The sequence below is a fragment of the Fervidobacterium sp. genome, from assembly GCF_059913585.1.
Map to the genome: position 1 here is coordinate 11,800 of NZ_DBOLZL010000023.1, position 18,204 is coordinate 30,003.

10 protein-coding genes are annotated in these 18,204 nt (G+C 36.0%); all 10 read right to left on the minus strand.

The window, feature by feature from the left end:
* Window positions 1-75: 75 nt before the first annotated feature.
* A complete protein-coding gene (locus tag AC3M61_RS08565) occupies window positions 76-4,614 on the minus strand; it encodes a hypothetical protein (protein ID WP_500780458.1) in 4,539 nt (1,512 codons plus the stop codon).
* 19 nt (window positions 4,615-4,633) lie between these two features.
* Window positions 4,634-7,270 (minus strand): ATP-binding cassette domain-containing protein, encoded by a 2,637-nt coding sequence (locus AC3M61_RS08570; RefSeq protein WP_500780459.1) that lies wholly within the window; start codon window positions 7,268-7,270, stop codon window positions 4,634-4,636.
* A gap of 20 nt (window positions 7,271-7,290) precedes the next feature.
* Entirely contained in the window at window positions 7,291-8,064 is a 774-nt protein-coding gene (locus AC3M61_RS08575; RefSeq protein ID WP_500780460.1) for a hypothetical protein, read from the minus strand.
* 28 nt (window positions 8,065-8,092) lie between these two features.
* Window positions 8,093-9,706, minus strand: coding sequence for an ABC transporter substrate-binding protein (locus AC3M61_RS08580; RefSeq protein ID WP_500780461.1), 1,614 nt, complete (start codon window positions 9,704-9,706; stop codon window positions 8,093-8,095).
* A gap of 16 nt (window positions 9,707-9,722) precedes the next feature.
* The gene (locus AC3M61_RS08585; RefSeq protein ID WP_500780462.1) at window positions 9,723-10,739 is read right to left on the minus strand and encodes a hypothetical protein; all 1,017 of its coding nucleotides are present in this window, start codon (window positions 10,737-10,739) and stop codon (window positions 9,723-9,725) included.
* 38 nt (window positions 10,740-10,777) lie between these two features.
* Complete coding sequence (locus AC3M61_RS08590) at window positions 10,778-13,873, minus strand: TolB family protein (protein ID WP_500780463.1); 3,096 nt, start codon at window positions 13,871-13,873, stop codon at window positions 10,778-10,780.
* A gap of 34 nt (window positions 13,874-13,907) precedes the next feature.
* Window positions 13,908-16,052 carry a hypothetical protein gene (locus tag AC3M61_RS08595; RefSeq protein ID WP_500780464.1) on the minus strand — a complete coding sequence of 715 codons (2,145 nt, stop codon included), beginning with the start codon at window positions 16,050-16,052 and terminating at the stop codon, window positions 13,908-13,910.
* Between the two features lie 239 nt (window positions 16,053-16,291).
* A complete protein-coding gene (locus AC3M61_RS08600; RefSeq protein WP_500780465.1) occupies window positions 16,292-16,717 on the minus strand; it encodes an OsmC family protein in 426 nt (141 codons plus the stop codon).
* A 25-nt stretch (window positions 16,718-16,742) separates the two neighbouring features.
* Entirely contained in the window at window positions 16,743-17,390 is a 648-nt protein-coding gene (locus AC3M61_RS08605) for a cytochrome c biogenesis CcdA family protein (protein ID WP_500780466.1), read from the minus strand.
* A gap of 31 nt (window positions 17,391-17,421) precedes the next feature.
* Window positions 17,422-18,120: a thioredoxin family protein gene (locus AC3M61_RS08610; protein WP_500780467.1), complete on the minus strand. Its 699-nt coding sequence runs from the start codon at window positions 18,118-18,120 to the stop codon at window positions 17,422-17,424.
* Between the last annotated feature and the right edge of the window lie 84 nt (window positions 18,121-18,204).

An 18,204-nucleotide genomic window follows, 5' to 3' on the forward strand; every position in this document is an offset into this window, starting at 1 on the left:
TTCACCCCGTTTTCGCGCTTTAATTATTGAAGTCCTAATTTCACAACACTGTGCACCTTTATTGACAAACCTTTCCTAATATCCTTGAAGTGGAATTATATAGCTTCCGTCTATTGCGATTTCGAAATTCTCCAAATCGTCAGGTACACTTACCATCTTAACTGGGTAAGGCAAATCTTTGTATTCGATGTAATAGATAGCAGGACCATCGACAATGATTGGCACAGAGTATTCAGGAAGTTTTGGGTCTGCTGTAACAGTAACAGAGTAAACATTTTCATCCACCTTTACTACATCGGTAGCTTCTATGAACCTTTGTTCAACATTGCTTATGTTTATAGGGACGATGTATTGTTGAGTTACATCATATCCGAAAATCTTCATTTGAGAATCCCCTGACATGACTTTTTCTTTCGGCACTTCAATTCTTATAACGTACGTGCCAGTAATGTTCCAATCGAAATTCCCGTTAAGCAGTATCGAGTAATCGTACATTGACGATGAGAGAATATCAATTTTCTCGGCAACAACGGAATCAACCGGTTTATATCCAACAACAACCTTATCTTCGTCTGTTCCGTAGAATCTTAAGCTAAATATACCATTATCGAACTTTATTGACTTGATACTACCACCATAAGCCAGGGTGTACTCGTTCGTAGTTGGGTTGGCTAATTCAAAACCATATCTTTTATCCAAAACAAACAGATGTCCTGGGGCTAATACCTTCATATATTTATACTTATGCCTTGGTTCGTACTTAATACCATATGAATTATCTGAAAGCTTGTAAAATTTTTCAACAGAAACCTCCAAAGGATATCTTATATCACTGCTAAAGTATCCTTCTCCTTGATAATCTTCTGGTAAATATTTAATCTCAAGAACCCTTTCTAAAGGATCAATGTATTTAATGATTTTAACCGTATCTGTTATTTTTTCGACGGAGAATTCGAACGTGTTTATTCCACACCTAGTTACGAAAATGGGTTCGAAGTTTGCAAAGTTCTTCCAAACCTCTTGTCCGTTGACTTTAACAAACAATCGAGCTTGCTTATAATCAATATTTTCGGTGTTTACTCTAACAACTGTAATTGCTTCTTGCTCAGTCAGTTCGTGCACAACATTTTGATTGTACTCTGAGATGTTTATACTCGATTTGTTAAAAACCACCTTTAAGCTTGGCAAGTAGACTGTCAAATCATAGTAGCCTGGTCCATTGTAGTTTTTACCTCTTCCTTTTGAGTATATAACTCTACTTTTCGCCGGGTATCCATAGAAATTTTCAATTGCACTAACGCTTATTGAGTAATCAATCTTTGTAGCCTTACCCTGGATTGTTAAAAGTAAGTTGAAGTCAGAATTTAAATCTTCTTGGTTTACAACATCAACAATTATTCCATACTTGTAAACATCTAGTTTCTGAACCTCAATTTCTGGCTGGATTTCTTTACCATTTCTGTAAATTTTCAAGAAATTCGTTATTTTTTCAGGTTCAATGTTTTTTGGCAGATTGACTCTCGCTTCTACTCCAGAGTAGATACTCCCAACGTAATAGTCCTGACCAGCTTGTTTTACATATAGTGAATATCTTGCTGGATTCTCGTATATTCTCCCATCTTCGTCTCTTAACAGAATAGAGTAAGTGTATTCATTTGCTGGTTTCAGCTCTAGGTTTATCACGTCAGCAGAGACCGAGGTAAGCTTAGCCGGCATGTAGTTCGATGTTAGAATATAAAATTCGTTGAAGTACAATATCTTACCGTCTTTATTGACTCCTATTGGTAAGAGTATTTCTTTTCCGTTGTCAAAAGAGCCCAAGAAATATTCTTTTCCTTTCTCTCCCTTAAGTACACCATAAACCTCGTATTTCTGCTGCAACATTGTTTTGTTTTCATCCCATAGATTTATTGTTAGTTCTCTCTTTTGCGCTGTTTTCTCAGGGATGTAGAACTCTTTAAATATCCGTTCAAGTTGGTAGCCATTTATGTTATATTTTCTCTTGTATCCTCCATATTCAATGTCAAAAATCTTGGGTGAAGAAAGGTCAGTTTTTAGCCCTTTCTTTAATAAAGATGAATTCATATAGACAATAGCATCATCTGGAATATCTATTGCTCGTGTCAAATTTTTGACAGTCGCCACAATTTTATCTTGAGCCAACTGAACATCGGCATCGAATATTTTATAAGATATCTCCACAAAATTTTTTACACTGAGAGAAGGAGTAATTACCTTGATGATGCCATATTCATCCGTGAAACTTTCAAGCGTTACATCATTAATCTCGAGAAGCACATAGCAATTCCTCACAGGTTCGCCATCACTCCACATGAATTGAACTTCGAGGACGTTAGGAACGTTTGTGTAGAACACATTTGCCAGTTTTTCCCCTGGTACAGTAAGGTTCTTCATCTCACTATAAGTATCACCAAAGACAATTATTCTGTACATATCTGTCCACAAAAGCTCTTTCTTTTGCGGGTCTTTGTAGACATCGAAAAATAAATAATACTCACCTGTGTCTGTTCTTGGGTTGATTCGAATATTTAAGTTTTTTTGATTGCCATCAAGTTGTATATAATCCTCCAATCCAAAGTTACGACTAACATCAACGAATTTTACTACTCCGTCGTCATCCTTTATTTTTTCTACACGCATAAACGCGAAAAGATTAGAAACAAATTTCCCTTCATCGTCTATAACGGACATACTAAATGTGTAATCCTTTCCTTCTTTTGACAAGTAAATGGTTCGCTGATCACTTTGGAGAAAACCAAGCGAAGAATCATCAAAATCGAGCTCAAGAATAACTTCACGCGGTATGTTTACAACAGCAAAGTAGTTTGGCTTCCTTTCATTGAATATGAATTCGTTGAACGTGTCATTCTCAACTACTGTGGTTATCAGGTATATCTTTGGTTTCCAGTCAATTGGAACATACGCAATACCGTTATTGTCGGTAAAAACTTCTAACTCTTCTTCTTCATCCGAAGTTTTGACAACAAACTTCACACTCGCTCCTGCGTACGGTAGTTCCACGTCCCCGTCCTTGATACTCATTTTTAACCCCAATGGTTTCTTAATTAGATCTCTTGTGGTCACAACACTCAGTGGTTGATTTATCCAGTTAACATAGACTTTGTTCTTTTCAACAACAAATGTAATCTCACTCATATCCGTGAAAGAAATTTTTGTATTTGCTTCTGCTGGTTTGACAGTTATATTGTATTTTTTTGGTATCCAATCGCAGGGTGGCAAATGTGCTACTCCCTCAGAATCTGTTTTTGACATTATCTCCTGTCCATTAACAACAAAAAATATGTTCTTATTTGCATAAGGTACTAAACTTTCACCAACGACTTGTAAAAGTTTGACTCCTAACTTTTTATTAGCTACAATAGCATGCTGAATAGTTCCAGTAACTGTGTTCAGCCATTTTGCCGAAACAAGATTCACAACAGAGACATCTCTTTCCTCAACAATTCGCCCGTCAGCTATAATCTTTAGTTTTTTAATTCCAGGTGTTTCGTATTCGTTAATTGTCAGTGGTAAAACTATAGGGGTTCCAGGTTTGTAATTAGGATTACTATAGAGTAGCTTTCCATCCAAACTAACTGATATGTCATATCTTGAAGTTGCTCCAATTGAAAAGTCAATTTTCATATTATAGCTGGAACCATAAGCCAGTTCGTTTGGTAGGTCGAGTTTCATCTTACTTTTCAAATTGTCTTTAACCTCGATTGTTACTGGATTATACGAAACCGAGAAATCCCTATTTCCCTTTATCTTAATTCTATACGTTCCCGGCGCAAGTCGTTTTGGTTTGAATTCAACAAGATTTTCAAAAACCCTTACTTCTCTTTTTTCAATTTCTTTCCCATTAGAATCCTCCAATATGAGCATTACAATTGAGTTCCCGTTAACTCCAAAAACTCCCTTTCTTTCGACGATGATTTTTGGTGTATCGTCTTCCCAAAATTCCGTAGAACTCGGAGAAATGGAGTACCGCACGTACCCAATATCATAGCTCATGGTTAAAAATGCTTTTAGTAGACTCTCTGGGTAACTTTGATAAGACAGCCCAAGTGTGAATGAAATACCATTAGTTTTGAAAGTGTACAGGCCTCCAAAATCAGCGGAAATAACTTCACTGTCAGACTTAAGGCGTGAAAAGAGCTTCAAATTTTCTAGTAAGGTAACAGCACTATCTACAAAGAAGAACTCATCACCGAAGGAATAGCCGATGGAAAAATCACCCAGTGCTGTTTTTAAGCCGGCAGAAAGTTCTGTTTTTGAGTTTGAAAAGTATTTTGCATAAACAAACAAAGAAAAGCGGTTATCTGGAAAAGGAAAAGCTCCAAACACCCAAGCACTGAATCTATCTAAAGAAAACGTTTGAGCAAAGTGGATATCACCTCCAAGCGAGAATCCTCCCACACTGAAGCTACCTCCTAATGTATATGATAGAAACTGAAATGCACCGTCCCTCTGTCCATAGTTCGTCGACAAGAACAACTGAGAATTCTCAGGAGTGCCTATACTAATTCCAAAAGAATATATACTTGTCAAGACCAACAGCACCAATACCAGATAGGAAATCTTGAACTTCATAACCTTCCCCTCCCATACCTTACGTCTTATTGAATGACTGCATTTCAACCCACTTTATCCCGTTAGAGCTCTCTGTGTTTCTCACCTTAAACAGTTCGTTATGCGTTACCAAAAAGAGTACAAAATCCGCTCTTAATTCCTTTACTTGCCTGATTTCATCAACCATCTTTTCAATATTCCATATGTCAAGGGAAGCTGTAGGCTCGTCCAAAAAGGTAACTTTAGGCTTTTTCAATAACACTCGCGCAAGTTGAAGTCTTTTTTTCTGTCCGTAACTTAACTGAAAGAACCGCTTTCCGTAAACATTCTCAAGTCCAACTGAAGAGAGGCATTCTTTAAATTCTTCTTCTTTTTCCTCAGAATCAATGTTTAAAATCTCCTTGGCACAAATTATAAGGTTCTTAGGTACACTTATGTCCGGGTTTTGAAAAACAACGTCAACTTCATGCCAATAATTGTCAAACAGAGTTTTTAACTTTGATTTATTAATTACAAGCTTGTCTCCATTTTTATACCATACGACTTCGCCAATCACCTCATTTCTAAAATATCCTATCAGAGCCTTTATCAAGGTGCTTTTACCAGAGCCATTATCACCTGTGATAAAAACCACTTCCCCTTCAGTTACCTGTATATGTTCTGAAGGTCTTACTTCAACGAGAGGGAACTCTATTTTGTCGATCATTATGTCATAGACTTTCTTTAACTTGTTTTTGGTATTCTCATGATTTGTATTAAGCTCAATAAGATTTCGGAACTTTTCCGATATTTGTTGATACTGAAGCTTGTATTTTGTGAGCAAGTCTTCTTTGGCATCATAAGGAATGAGTCTTGCTAATGAAGCATTTTCATCATCATCTTTGGATATTTCTAATACCTTATCAAAGTGTAAAAATTCCAGAGTGTCTGTCTCGTGTCCGATCCAAAAAACAGACAGGTTTTCATTATCCCATATTTCGTGCTTTAAAATTTGGTATATTTTTTGCAAGTTGCTACTTGATACAGACGCTACAGATTCATCAAGCAATAGTATGCCTCCGTTGTTCTTCTTTATCCTTGCTACAGAAAGCAGGAAATTAACAACCTGAAGAGTTCCATCGTTTATTCGGTTTGGTGTTAATTTTATACTTTCCAAAATCTTATTGAAAGTTAACTGGTCCTCATCGTTACGGAAATACTTTGATAATAGCTCTAAGAATTCCTCCGTCAACTTAAAGTCTTCTATTTGCGTTCTAACAGGTACGTAAGGATTGAACGCATGTTTAGGATTCTGAGGAATTATTTCAACAATCCCGCTCTTTAGCAAGGATTCGCTGTTTCGATGGTCAATAACATTGAATATTTTATCGCTAAATTTGTAGTTGATATATCCACTGTATCTCAGCTTTTTGTCCCATAGAATACCAACTATAGCATTGGTAAGTATGGTTTTACCAGAACCAGACGGACCTGTTACAAATATTTTATCACCTTTCTTAATTGTTATATCATCCGCTATTATAATTGTTCTGTTACTTTCACCATCCTTAGGACCAATTGTAACTCCTTTAATAAAAATGCTTTCGAACCTATCCAAATCAAACCCTGGTATAATTTTTTCTCCAACAGCTTTGCCAACTTTTGTCCATAGTTTTATCGCAAAACGTCTCTTTTTCTTCTCTTTTGAAAGACCAGTTTTCAGATAATAAAACTCACAGATTGAATTAGCAATTTGATAAGGTATGAATAAAATCAAACCTACCAATATTGAAAGAATAAGCAATTGCGATAAGGCACTGCGTGATGGCAATTCGCTGAAAAGCGCTGTCAAAAATATCCCAAGACTCATTTTGGATGAACGTATAAGTGACACACCACCCATACTGACAGCTAAGTTCAAGGAAAGAGTTGTATAAAAGGTCCAAAGCGTGGTCCATACGATGGTGTCAAATATCTCTCTGTATGTGAATTTGCTAGTTATCTTCATGCGCCTGTGTCCACCAATAAGAAGATATATCACATACTCGTCTTTTTCTAAGGACTTTACAGCATTGGAAATTGTTATTCCTAACCTCGTACTTGTTAAAATACCTAGCGTAACTATATAAAGGAGCAAACTACCACTTTTTAAATAATACACTAACGTTAAGATAAGAAATGGTGGGATGAATGTTATGGAGTAGAATATATCTACCGCCAAACCTGAAAAAGACGAAAACAAGACCGGTAACGACAAACCTAATATTAACGATATTACTAAAGTAAGGGAAATGATTTTTAAATCATTTATCAGAGACCATGAGATTACGCCGAGTAAATCTGCAAGGTTAATAGAGCTGTCTAAGTATTGTTTTTCTCCAGCAGATTTTGTTGTAGTCGAACGTCTCGACCTATATTCGTTATCTTCGAAAGCAGATAAAGTTTGTTTGATTATATCAGTTATTCGCAATCCAGAAATCTTCGGCATCCTTTTTTGAATACTCCAATTGTTGATGAGATTTTCAACCGATAGTTTAAGCAGATATCTTTGCGAAATAATTTTTTCTGTATCGACGCTGGCATAAAACTTATCAATACTACTCACAAGACGCGTTTGAAACAAGAACAAGGTAAAAATAAATAGAACCAAAGCGCTAATCCAAACAACGATTTTGTTCTTTACTCTTTTCATAGACATTCTCACCATCTCCAAGCATCTTATCTCTTATCACTCAAACGAATGGCAATTATTATATGGGACTGGAATAGCAAAAGCATCAGAAGTATAAAGAACGTCAAGCGAATAAGTTCATAAGAGTCTCCATAAATCATGTTGTTGAAAAAGTGTCTTGACAACCCCTCAAAGTCAAAGAGTCTTTCCATTATCGCCACATACGATACTAAGAATGCAAACTCAAAGGACAAATTGCTTGCCGAGTCGAGAAATGTGGAACGAAATAGATATAAAACTCTTTTGATAAATCCTACTCGCCTTGTTTGAAGAATGTATGGAAAATAAGTTGAATAGTAACGTTCTCTTGCTATCCTGAAGTAGCGATACATAACCGAAGATGTTCTAATAATTATCGGAAGAGATATTATAAGTCCCTTTATAACATTTCCTCTGTTGTATATGATTGCCTCTTTGAAGATAATTCGTAAAACAACAGCCAGAAACAATTCCGGAATAACTGCCAAAAATGCAAGCAATTTGGCTATTTTCTCATTACCTGAGAGAATGAATCCAATAACAAAACTCGCAACAGTGCAGAATAGTACAAGCAGTGTAGAGTTAAGCAGTAGCATTAAGTAGTCGCTTAAAGTAAGTTTTGCGAAATTAAAATTAAGTGATGTCTTTAAAACCTCGATAAAGCTGCTCGATGTGTAAGCAAAGTTAATCACGTAACTAAGATACAGTACAAAAAAGTTTGAAACAAGAAGCATGATAACTAAAAACGAGCTAAAAGGTCTTCTGAGAAAATTCTGTTTCACACTTATACCTCCAGAACTATTAGTGTAACTACTTGTTAATGTTCCACTCTGAAATATTTTTGAACGGTCTGTCAGGGACAAAATAATCGACACTTACAACTTCCGGATTGAGATAGGTAACCGTTTGTGGTGCAACCAGCCAAATATGATAAGCGTTTTCATGACACATTTTATGAATTGCTCGATATTTTTCAATTCTTACGTCTTGCCTCATTCTGAAAGCATTGTCACCTTCCACATCCAGAAGCAGCCTTGTTAAATCTCTGTCATAACTGCCATTCGATTTTGAGTTGAAATTACCAAAGTTGAGAGTACCACCGCCTTCAAGAAGAGGTCTAAGAGATGTAAAAGTTGCATTTGAATAATATTCCACTATGGCTAAGTCAAATCTCTTCTTGTCCTTTGACCTTAGACGTTGATAGTATGCATCGTAGCTAAGTCCCAATAGTTCAACCCGGATACCAGCAGCTCCGAGATACTCAGATATCGCACTTGCTAAACGTTCATTTCTTCTTGCAGGGTCCCTAGCATAAAGCAAGGTAAGCTTTCCCAGTTTGCCGGCATATTTGTTCTTTAGTTCCTCAACCGCTTCTGGGTCATATTCGTATGGTTTCACATTAGGGTCTGAACCCGGGAATGAAGGATGAAGAGGACCAGAGAGAATTTGCCCAAAACCCATTAGTATGTTGTTAAGTATCTCGTTCCTGTCTATAGCCTTTGACATAAGAATTCGGAGTTTTTTGTCAAGAAATATCTCATTATCATAATTGAAGGCAACGTAGTAGAATCTTCTGTCAAAAGATGGAAAAGATTTAATAGTCGAATATTCTAAATGACTTATTTTCTTGAATTCCGAATCCACAGTCACAGGTGCTATTAAATGTATCTCGCCAGCCAAAAACTTATCAACCATATTCTTGCTAACCTCTTCTTTAACGAGAACAACCTTATCAATCTTTGTTGGAACATTGGATTTCGGATTTTTGACAAAGATAATTCTCGAAGGTTCTTCTTTTTCAACAAAATAAGGTCCACTTAGGTATCCTTTCAAATCACTCAGCTTTATTTTTGTAGCAAGCTCTTTGAGCTGAGAAGCACTTCGAATTCTCGATGGAAGGACGAAAAATTCTAAAGCGCTAACCATATACTGAGATGGAAAGTAAAAAGTGAATTCTAAACTATTTTCTTTTCTACGCACTTCTCTTATAGTTTGTGCTAGGTAACTATACGTTGTTGTAAATGATTTATCCTTAATAATGTTCTCTATCGTAAATATTACGTCATCAGGGGTCATTTTGCTACCGTTTCCCCAGTATATATTATTCTTCAGAGACATGCTCATGTGGGGACTCGAACTAAAATCAATCCTCAAAGTTGAAAGGTTTACAAGATTGCTTTTCAAAGGTAAAACAGTGACGTTTTCTTTTGTTTTAACTGCATCAGAAAAGTCTTTTACAACAGTTTCATAGAGCAAATCTAAAACTCTAATAGTTATCGGGTCATCACTAATATACGGAAAGTACGATAAAGGTTTCTCCTGCTCGGCGTAGATTAACACTTTTTCTGCAAACATCCCTACAGTAAATGTCAGGAACAATAATGTAAAAGCTATAGGCTTTATGTTTATTCGTAAACTATTCATAGACTTGCCTCCTCGTTTAGTTCACTTTCGTATACATCAGAAGTCTTCTCACCATCTCCGTCAGGTCGTAGACAGAAGTCTTAAAAAACATCGACGGCTCTTTAAAAGTCTGAACAAAATAGAAGTCGTTCTTTCCGAGTATAAGAACATCAAGCGAAGACTTAAGGTAATAAAGCATAGTGTTATAGTTTCCTTTATCATTTACGTAAGTTGTTAAAACAAGTTCTTTTCTCTTTGTATCATCAAGTTGGATGAAATCATCAACACTCATGCGAAAAGTAATCTCAAGAACCCGCACGCCTTGAGTCTTCAGAATTTCAGCCAGCAGTCGAATAACGCTGAACGAAGCAAGTTGCAAATCCTCAGCACTGTAATACAGCACTGTTGTGTTTTTTGAAAAATCATAAGTAACCAATCTGTTTATTTCTCTTAAAGCCTCGTCTATATTAGACCTAGATAAATAAACCAAGTAGTTAAATCCTTGAATATCAATCAAATCAACTTCTTTTTTCTTATATTCATCAATCGCTATCTTGTAGGCCTCTCGTAAGTCGTTTAAAAGTGGTTTGTTTTCAAAATAGCTAAGCACAAAAGCCTTTTCAGAGAGTGCCATGCTGTTCCTTAAATGGGAAATTTCGCTTAACCATCCTTGAGCAAGCTTTCTATCGTTCTTCAAAAATGCTTCAGTTCTGATTTTCAACAATTTCGCAATAGGTAAATATTCCCCTGTGTTGATTTTTGAAAAATATTCATTCGCCTTCCCGTAGTTTAACAAATGCATCCAAGCCAAGCCAGAAAAGAGAATACTTTCATCATCAGTCTTGTTTCCATACTCTTTTACGATACTTGCAAAGTCAAGTTCTTTCCAATATTTTTCAAGCTTTTTATCTTTAATGCTAATTGTGTTTTCTAAATATATCAGTCCCAGAACCTTCTTTGCTATTTGGTTTTCTTGCTGAGAAAAGCTGATTGAAGGTGCAAAAATTGATAAGAATAACAAAACTATGAGCAGCAAAACCTTCACAGTTCTCATCCTTAACCCCCCAGTTGTTCAAATCTTGAGCATCTTGTTTAAAAAATTCCTATAAAAACATCCTGTCTAATGTGGTAAGCACTGTAAACTACTTTCAATTTCCAACCCGAGGGTTCCTTGTATGGGAATACGTTCACATAACTTATTGCAACGCAGTTTTGGTTAAATTTTACAGCTCTTTTTGTGTTGGAAGCAACATCATAAATATGTATAGCAACTGTTGGGTCGGAGGTGTTATTTGAAGCGTATGCGATTTGGTTAGCAGAAATCCAAACTGGTGGTCCAAAATCAAAAGTTATCGAGTTGTCAACGGTTAGTTCTGAAAATCCTTTATTTTCCGATGTTCTATCTGGGATTCGGATTAATCTAAGCGAATATGAGTTTTCAACCTTTTTATAATAGCTCAAAAATTGCGAGTCAGGTGACCAAGATAATTCAAATTCTGGTTCAAAATCGTTCGTCAATCTGAAGTTAACGTGATTAACAAGGTCATAGAGATATATGTCCGTACCCGATATGTAAGCAACGTATCTTCCATTTGGGGAAATCGCTGGAGATATTATCACAGAATCGTTAGCTTGTATCACTGTTCGAGGGTTGACAAATTGGATATCTTTGTCGGTATTATACTGAATATCAGCCATCATCAAATTACCACCGGAAATCCAAACAGCCTTTCTTCCTAACATGTCAACCGATACTCCAAAATTGTTTTTGTCAGAGCTGTATAAGTTTATCTTCGAATTACTAGAAGGAATGTAAGCATAAATAGCAAACACACCATTCACAAGAGGGGTATATAAAAGAATGTCTTTTCCTTGTCCTGGTATCCAACTGTAGGAATAAACACTTTCTTGCTTTAACTCAGAAACAGAGGTATCTTTTGAACGTCTTCCGGAAGAAGGTTGCGACAACAAATTTTGTTCAAAATTCCCGTCAACACCCTTCACAATTAAAGCGGGGGTTCTATCAGCATTTATTTTAAAATAGACGACGTAATTTCCAGAGTAAGACACCTTAGGTTCATATGCGTTTTCGCTTGGTTTATTGTTACTCAAGTTTTTCTCAGGTGTCACAGAAGTCAGTTCAATACTCTTTGCAAATACCGGTGACTTGACTACTTCTATCTTCTTTCTCCCTTCAACATAATTCATTTCCTTTAAAGAACCGTCCAAAACAAATACAAGTGACTCCAAAACAGGCGAGTAAGAATTGATGATATATTTCTGGGAGTTTTTGTCGCGAATAGGTGTCAGGTGAAAGTTCCCATTTACTTCTAACAGAATACCATTCTCCACCAAATTCCCATTTCCGTCGTGTACATCATAGCCAATTTCATAAAGACTGGAACCTAAACTTCGAACTCCGCTTGTAGCTTTAACTTCTCTTGGAATTGGTAAGACACTAAGCTGAATCTTGTTAAATTCTCTGCCAGACGGTGTACGAATTGAAACTTCGTTCCCGTTAATGTTTAGGAGTGAAATGCTGAAATTGTCTGGCCTTCTAAAGTTCGTGTTGCTGAAAATGATTTTTTCGTTTTGAATAGTAATGCCTGGTGTTTCCACATTTTTTGAAACGGCGTACGTAAGTTCCTGAGCCCCATGCTTTATTTCGTTTTTGTATTTGTCATAGACATTATAATGATATTCAACCACGAAAGGCTTTTCATAGTACGTTGGAAGAAAAACTTTTTCTGAGTAATCCTCTTTCAAAACAACAAACTTTGGTTCGTTGGGTAAGACTGAGATTGTGAGTGAAAACGTTCCAAAATCGTTCCAGTGATTTTTCAAAGTCTCACCTGTACCAGGTACGTAGCAACTTATCCTGACGTTTCTAAAGTCTTGCATAGAATAGTCCCCTGCTTTTGTAAGACTGTAAGTGATTTTTTCCTTTTCAAAGTCAAGTTCCAATGTTCCTTTTTCATCTGACAACTCTATATTCGTTATCTTAATCGTATTTCCATATTTGTCAGTAATCTTACTTATTACATCCATGTTTTTGAAGACTGATTTAGAATCCCGTGTCACATTACTTTCTGCACGCAACTCCAACTTAGGAATTGATATGTTAAAATTCTTAAAATTTGGTCTGAAAATGATATCTTCAACGTGGTTTACCTTAAAAAGATGGTCCTTATACTTCAACGATATATTCCATAAGTTCTCTTTAGTGACTCTTTTTACGTCTATCGATATAACCGAAGCTTGGAGATTTGCATCCATTTTACCAGTAGTACTACCTTCAAATGAAACAAGTGAGACTTGGTCGATAGGTATTTCGTTACCATACTTATCTACAATCTCTGTTATCCTCAGCTTTGCTGTTTCATCTACTGTGTACTCTTTCTTATCGAATTTTGCCTTAACAGTCGCTGAAGGTAAGTCTGGTATAGTAGTCGCATTCAGTATTGTAAAGTTAACATTTACCCTCTGATATTCTGCATTTATCTCCAGTGGCTGAATTTTCTCTGGTATTCTGATTTCTCCCGCCGGGACTACGACACTGAACCTGTTCCCTTGTTCATCTTCAAGGTTAAGTGAGGAAATACTCAATGTGCTTCCAGCAAAAAGTGTTTCCGGGAAGTCTGGATTCAATACTTTAACACGGGCACCAGGAACTACCTTAAGAGCATCTTGAAACGTGAATAACTTATACGCTTTAATAATGAATTCTGATTGTTTTCCCGATAATTTGTATCCTATCAAGTAGACATCTTTAGCTCCGAAATTTAGAACTTCATCTGGTATTTTCTTTAAATTTCCGCCATCAATTTTTGCTGTGATGCTTCCATTTGAAAAATTTTTATCAAAAATTAGCCGCACATAACCATTTGTTTTGAAACTCCAACTTGAAGAAAAACCTACATAAACTTCTTCAATCTGACTTAGAAGATTTTGAAATGTGGATTTCTCTTCCGTTGCTACTTCCAATGTAACTTGCGTATTATCGGAAACTCTTATATATGCTCCCGATTTAATTCCTACTGTTTTGCTATCTAATATTCTGGATAATGTTTCGTAAAAATCTTCTTTTTGCTGAGAAGTCCCGTTGGAACAGCTTGAAGAAACTAAAACAACAAAAAACAGTGCCAAGATAGGTATCATCTTCAACACGCTTCTAATAACACTTTTCACAAATATCCCTCCAAACCGCTAGTTTATTTGAACTTCAAAATTCTAATTCACGAGAGAGAGTTATCAAGAACTTGTTTATCTGATCGTACAAAACTTTGTCACTTAACATTTTAGCAAGGTCGGTTGTTGAACCCTCTATACGAATTTCATCGTACACTTTTTTAGATTGCTTCATAGCATCCCATATCTCAGGTTTAATAAGAATTTTGACGTTATATATTCCTTTTATTTGTGTATCAATAGAATAATCAAGAACGTTAAGCCATAGTACGTATCTCGCAAGTTTGTTTTTCCTGATGTCTAAATCAATATCATCATAGATAGTGTCATTGCCGAGAATCTTCCTAAGTTCTTGAGAAGTTGCAGTGAAGATGTCGTATTTTAAAGCCTTGACAACTTCCGATTGTAAAACACTTACAAATCTCTCTTCAAGCCACGTGAGTAATGTTTCTGTAGTATGGTGCTCTAAATCTGTCAACTTACTCGAAGCTTTCTTCATTTTAGAAAGCACAAAAATAGTTCTCGAAGATATCTTTTCAGAGTTGTAGAGTTGAGAATCCGAGACATCATATGCTGTAAGAGTAAATTCATTAGAATAAACTCCAGGGATTGTCACTAACACAGAGGTTTTAAACAAGTTAATTTTCATTCTCAATGTAGCACGTCCATTTTCGAAAGTCAGCAAATCGGATTTGCCCTTTTCATTGTTCTGAAAAATCAAGAATTTAATATGAGTTGGAGAATTTGGAGGTAAAACTACTGCAAACTCTAAATCCAAAGTTTCTCCCATCCATACATTTCTTGGTGACAATAGTTGGACTTTTAGATTACTAAGGAATGGTAAAATTCTTTTTGATACCTCAGTCAAATCAAGCACCTGATATGGGACATCGTTAGCCAGGAAGTACATCTCAGAAAGTTTGTTAGAAACCCATATAGCATCACCCATATTGGACACTCTCTTTGTTTTGATTTCTTTTGCAATAGACTCAACTTCTCTAACCACATTCTCTACTTTATTTGAAAGCTTTGCAAGTTCAATATCGATTTCCGAAACAGGGTTCGAAAAATCGCAACTTGCCAGTGCCTTTTTTGCTGTGTAAAACAGTTTATCATTTATCAGTTCTTTTACCATGCTCAAAGTCAATTTGTTCCTCAAATGCCTATAATATTTGTCAATATCGGTTGTTGCCCTAATTTTAAAATAGTAGATATTTCCAATTTTCTTTTCATCGAGGACCTCGTACTTAACATCGCGAAGCTCTATGTCACTCGATAACTTTACTAACTTCTCGTATTTGATTTTCGATAACTCTGAGAAATTGTTTTCTGAGATTACCGATGAATATATTTCTTGCAGAATAGATTGACTTTCCACTCTCACACTAAGTTGTTCAACGAGATTCTTAAGAGCACTACCCTTTGCTATATCATACGCCTCCTGTTTGGTCTCACTTGCGCCTTCTCCTATACCAAAAACCATGTTCTGACTATGTGATGTAGTAAACAAAGATGAATCTCCACCATATGACAAAGAATCATGATTCGAATAATCACCAAATAAACTTTGGTTAAATAAATTGAAGAAATCCAATCCCAAATCGCGCATTTCAGAAAGCTTTGTTTTCAGCTCATTATCAAGTTCAAGAAGTCTAATCACTTCCTCATGGTCGTACATGACTAAAACATTTGTTTTTATAACATTTCCTTCCTTTACTTTCCAAGAAGCAATTGGATAGAGCCCTGAGAAACTCGAACTTGAAATAATTTCCGTTACCCGCTTATATATAGAGACGGCACTATCAGTAAAATTGTTCTCTGAAGATATTTCAACACTTGTTAGATTACCTTCAACCAACTGAGCAAATGAACTTACCCTAGTATTAAGAAACTCTGAAAACCGTGCATAGGCTGATATTTTTGCTCTCTCTTTCTCGTGTACATTGCCGCTTCCAAGCGCTTCACCAGAAAAAAGTAGTAATTTGCCTTCCTTCTTAAGTCGAACCGCTTTTTCTAGTTTTGACTCATCCACTTCGACTTCAAATGCGCTGTGAGGAATCTTCCACAATTTCTCTCCTTTAAACTCTATCCATTTTTCTGAATTTTTCATTATTGGGACTGTGAGCAATCCAATAAACAAAAAAGCAACGAAAAGAACTAGGATTCGTTCATATTCCATAATCGTATCCCCCTTATTAAAAACTAATTTTCTTGAAATTAAATTAAGTATTTAACATCTTTATAAACGGTATGATAACGAACTTTTCATCTTATAATTATATCACAGACAAACCAAATAATATTCTGTTCATTTTTAATTAACAAATTGGTCCTTTTTATACCAAAGCGAACACACATTTTTTGTAAAAAATAAAAAGCCATCCTTTTCAGGATGGCTTTTGAAATTGTACGTCTTTCTTACTCGTATATAATCTCCCAGGTAAATTCCGGCACAGCCTTTTTAAGCATTGCTGAAACAGCACAGTATTTGTCTTGTGAAAGAGTGACTGCTTTTCCCACTTGTTCTCTCGGTGGTTCACCGTTGAATTTGAAATGGTATTTCAGATGAATCTTTGTGTAAACTTTTGGATGGTCTTGTGACTGTTCGTACTCTACCTCCATCCAAAAGCTTTCCATTTTGTCAATCACTTTCATTTTCCTGAGCAAGGAAACAACATCCATGCCCGTACAACCCATGAGTGAATAAAGCATTAATTCTTTAGGTCTTGGTCCTGCATCCCGACCACCAACCGAAGGGTCTGCATCGATAACTAAATCATGACCAGATAATGTTTTCGAATAAAAAAGCATTCCTGAATAAAAATCCATACGTGCTGTTGCCATGGTCTAACCTCCTAACATAAACTTTTTAAACCTTCATTTTCCCAAGCAATATGAGAACTCCGAGGATTATCATAAACGCTCCACCGATATATTTGACCCACATTTCCCATTTTGGTTTTCCAAAGCCGACAGTAAGAGCCTTTGAGAGTGCTGCTCCTATTGTCAAAAATGGGATTGAGATACCAAGAGAATATATGAACAGCAACAAGATACCTTTTAATACACTCTTTTGTGCTGCAATGAGCAATATAGAAGCGAGAACTGGACTGCTGCAAGGAATCCAAACAAACCCAATTGCACCACCAAGGATAAGTCCACCAACAAAACCAACATTCTTGAATTTCCAAACATTTGTATTCTTACCTTTAAATATTTGGACTTCCAACATGTATAATATTCCTAGAATTATTATACCAATTCCAATAACCTTTTCCAAAATGTCACCGTATTTGGCCAAAAATGTGCCAAGAAGCGAGGAAAAACCTCCGAGGAGACTGAATATAACGGAGAAGCCTATGAAAAATCCAGCAAGTCTTTGAAACCTTTTTTGTCCGCCAAGGACTATCCCTATGAATCCCGGAATTAGGGGCAAGACACAAGGACTAAAGAATGAAAGTAACCCATGGATAAGCGCAACCCAAATACTAACATCAGTTTGAACAAGTGAGACCATCTTTCTCACCAACTTTCAAGAAATCACTTGTTCACTTGTTTTCAACAAGCAAAACCCTTAATACGCCCATTTCCTTAAGCTTGTTGGCAATTTCGACGTTTGTTGTCACGTAAACCGTATTTATGTCCAATCTAGTTGGAACACTGTCAACTTGCTTGGTGTTTTTATCGTATTTTAGAACATACTGTGCATCGTTTTGTTTAACTTTTACAATCGTTGGTTTTCCTTTGTAGTCGTCTTTCTTTTTAGAATACGCTTCGAAACTTTCTTTGTAGTTTTCTTCAACAACTTTTACTATAAACCTCAATGCCTTGATAAAATTTTCTGCAGGCATATAACCAGGCACCTGTGTTATTTGGGTTTTATCTTTCAAAAAGACAAAAGTTGGTGTACCTCGAACACCAAAGGCTCCGAAGAGTTCGTTGTTGGTGTAGGTTTTTCCCAGGAACGTGGTTTTATTGTTTCCGGGTTCTATTCTAACAAAGATATAGTTACCTCTCAGAAAATCTTGGACTTGTTTGTTTGTAAGTACCTCTTTATCAAAAAGCTTACAATAATAACAAGATTCAGATGTAAAGGCTATCAAAACCATTTTTCCTTCAATGTTTGCTACTTTGTGTGCAATCCCAAGGTCTTTAAATTCGAACTCGTAAGCTTGCACCGTAGTGGCAAAAACTGAAAGAGTAAAAAGTGCAACCAATACTAGAAACCTTCCAAAACGGTTAAGCATATATATCACTTCCCTTTAACTACTGTGGTTTTAAGTTTGAATTTCTTCATGAAAAATTTTGACAAAAAACGCAGTAACGGACAG

What these genes read in the sequence shown, in the direction of transcription:
- AC3M61_RS08565 (WP_500780458.1), bottom strand. Translation starts at nt 4,614, where the DNA reads ATGAAGTTCAAGATTTCCTATCTGGTATTGGTGCTGTTGGTCTTGACA.
- AC3M61_RS08570 (WP_500780459.1), bottom strand. Translation starts at nt 7,270, where the DNA reads ATGTCTATGAAAAGAGTAAAGAACAAAATCGTTGTTTGGATTAGCGCT.
- AC3M61_RS08580 (WP_500780461.1), bottom strand. Translation starts at nt 9,706, where the DNA reads ATGAATAGTTTACGAATAAACATAAAGCCTATAGCTTTTACATTATTG.
- AC3M61_RS08585 (WP_500780462.1), bottom strand. Translation starts at nt 10,739, where the DNA reads ATGAGAACTGTGAAGGTTTTGCTGCTCATAGTTTTGTTATTCTTATCA.
- AC3M61_RS08595 (WP_500780464.1), bottom strand. Translation starts at nt 16,052, where the DNA reads ATGGAATATGAACGAATCCTAGTTCTTTTCGTTGCTTTTTTGTTTATT.
- AC3M61_RS08600 (WP_500780465.1), bottom strand. Translation starts at nt 16,717, where the DNA reads ATGGCAACAGCACGTATGGATTTTTATTCAGGAATGCTTTTTTATTCG.
- AC3M61_RS08605 (WP_500780466.1), bottom strand. Translation starts at nt 17,390, where the DNA reads ATGGTCTCACTTGTTCAAACTGATGTTAGTATTTGGGTTGCGCTTATC.
- AC3M61_RS08610 (WP_500780467.1), bottom strand. Translation starts at nt 18,120, where the DNA reads ATGCTTAACCGTTTTGGAAGGTTTCTAGTATTGGTTGCACTTTTTACT.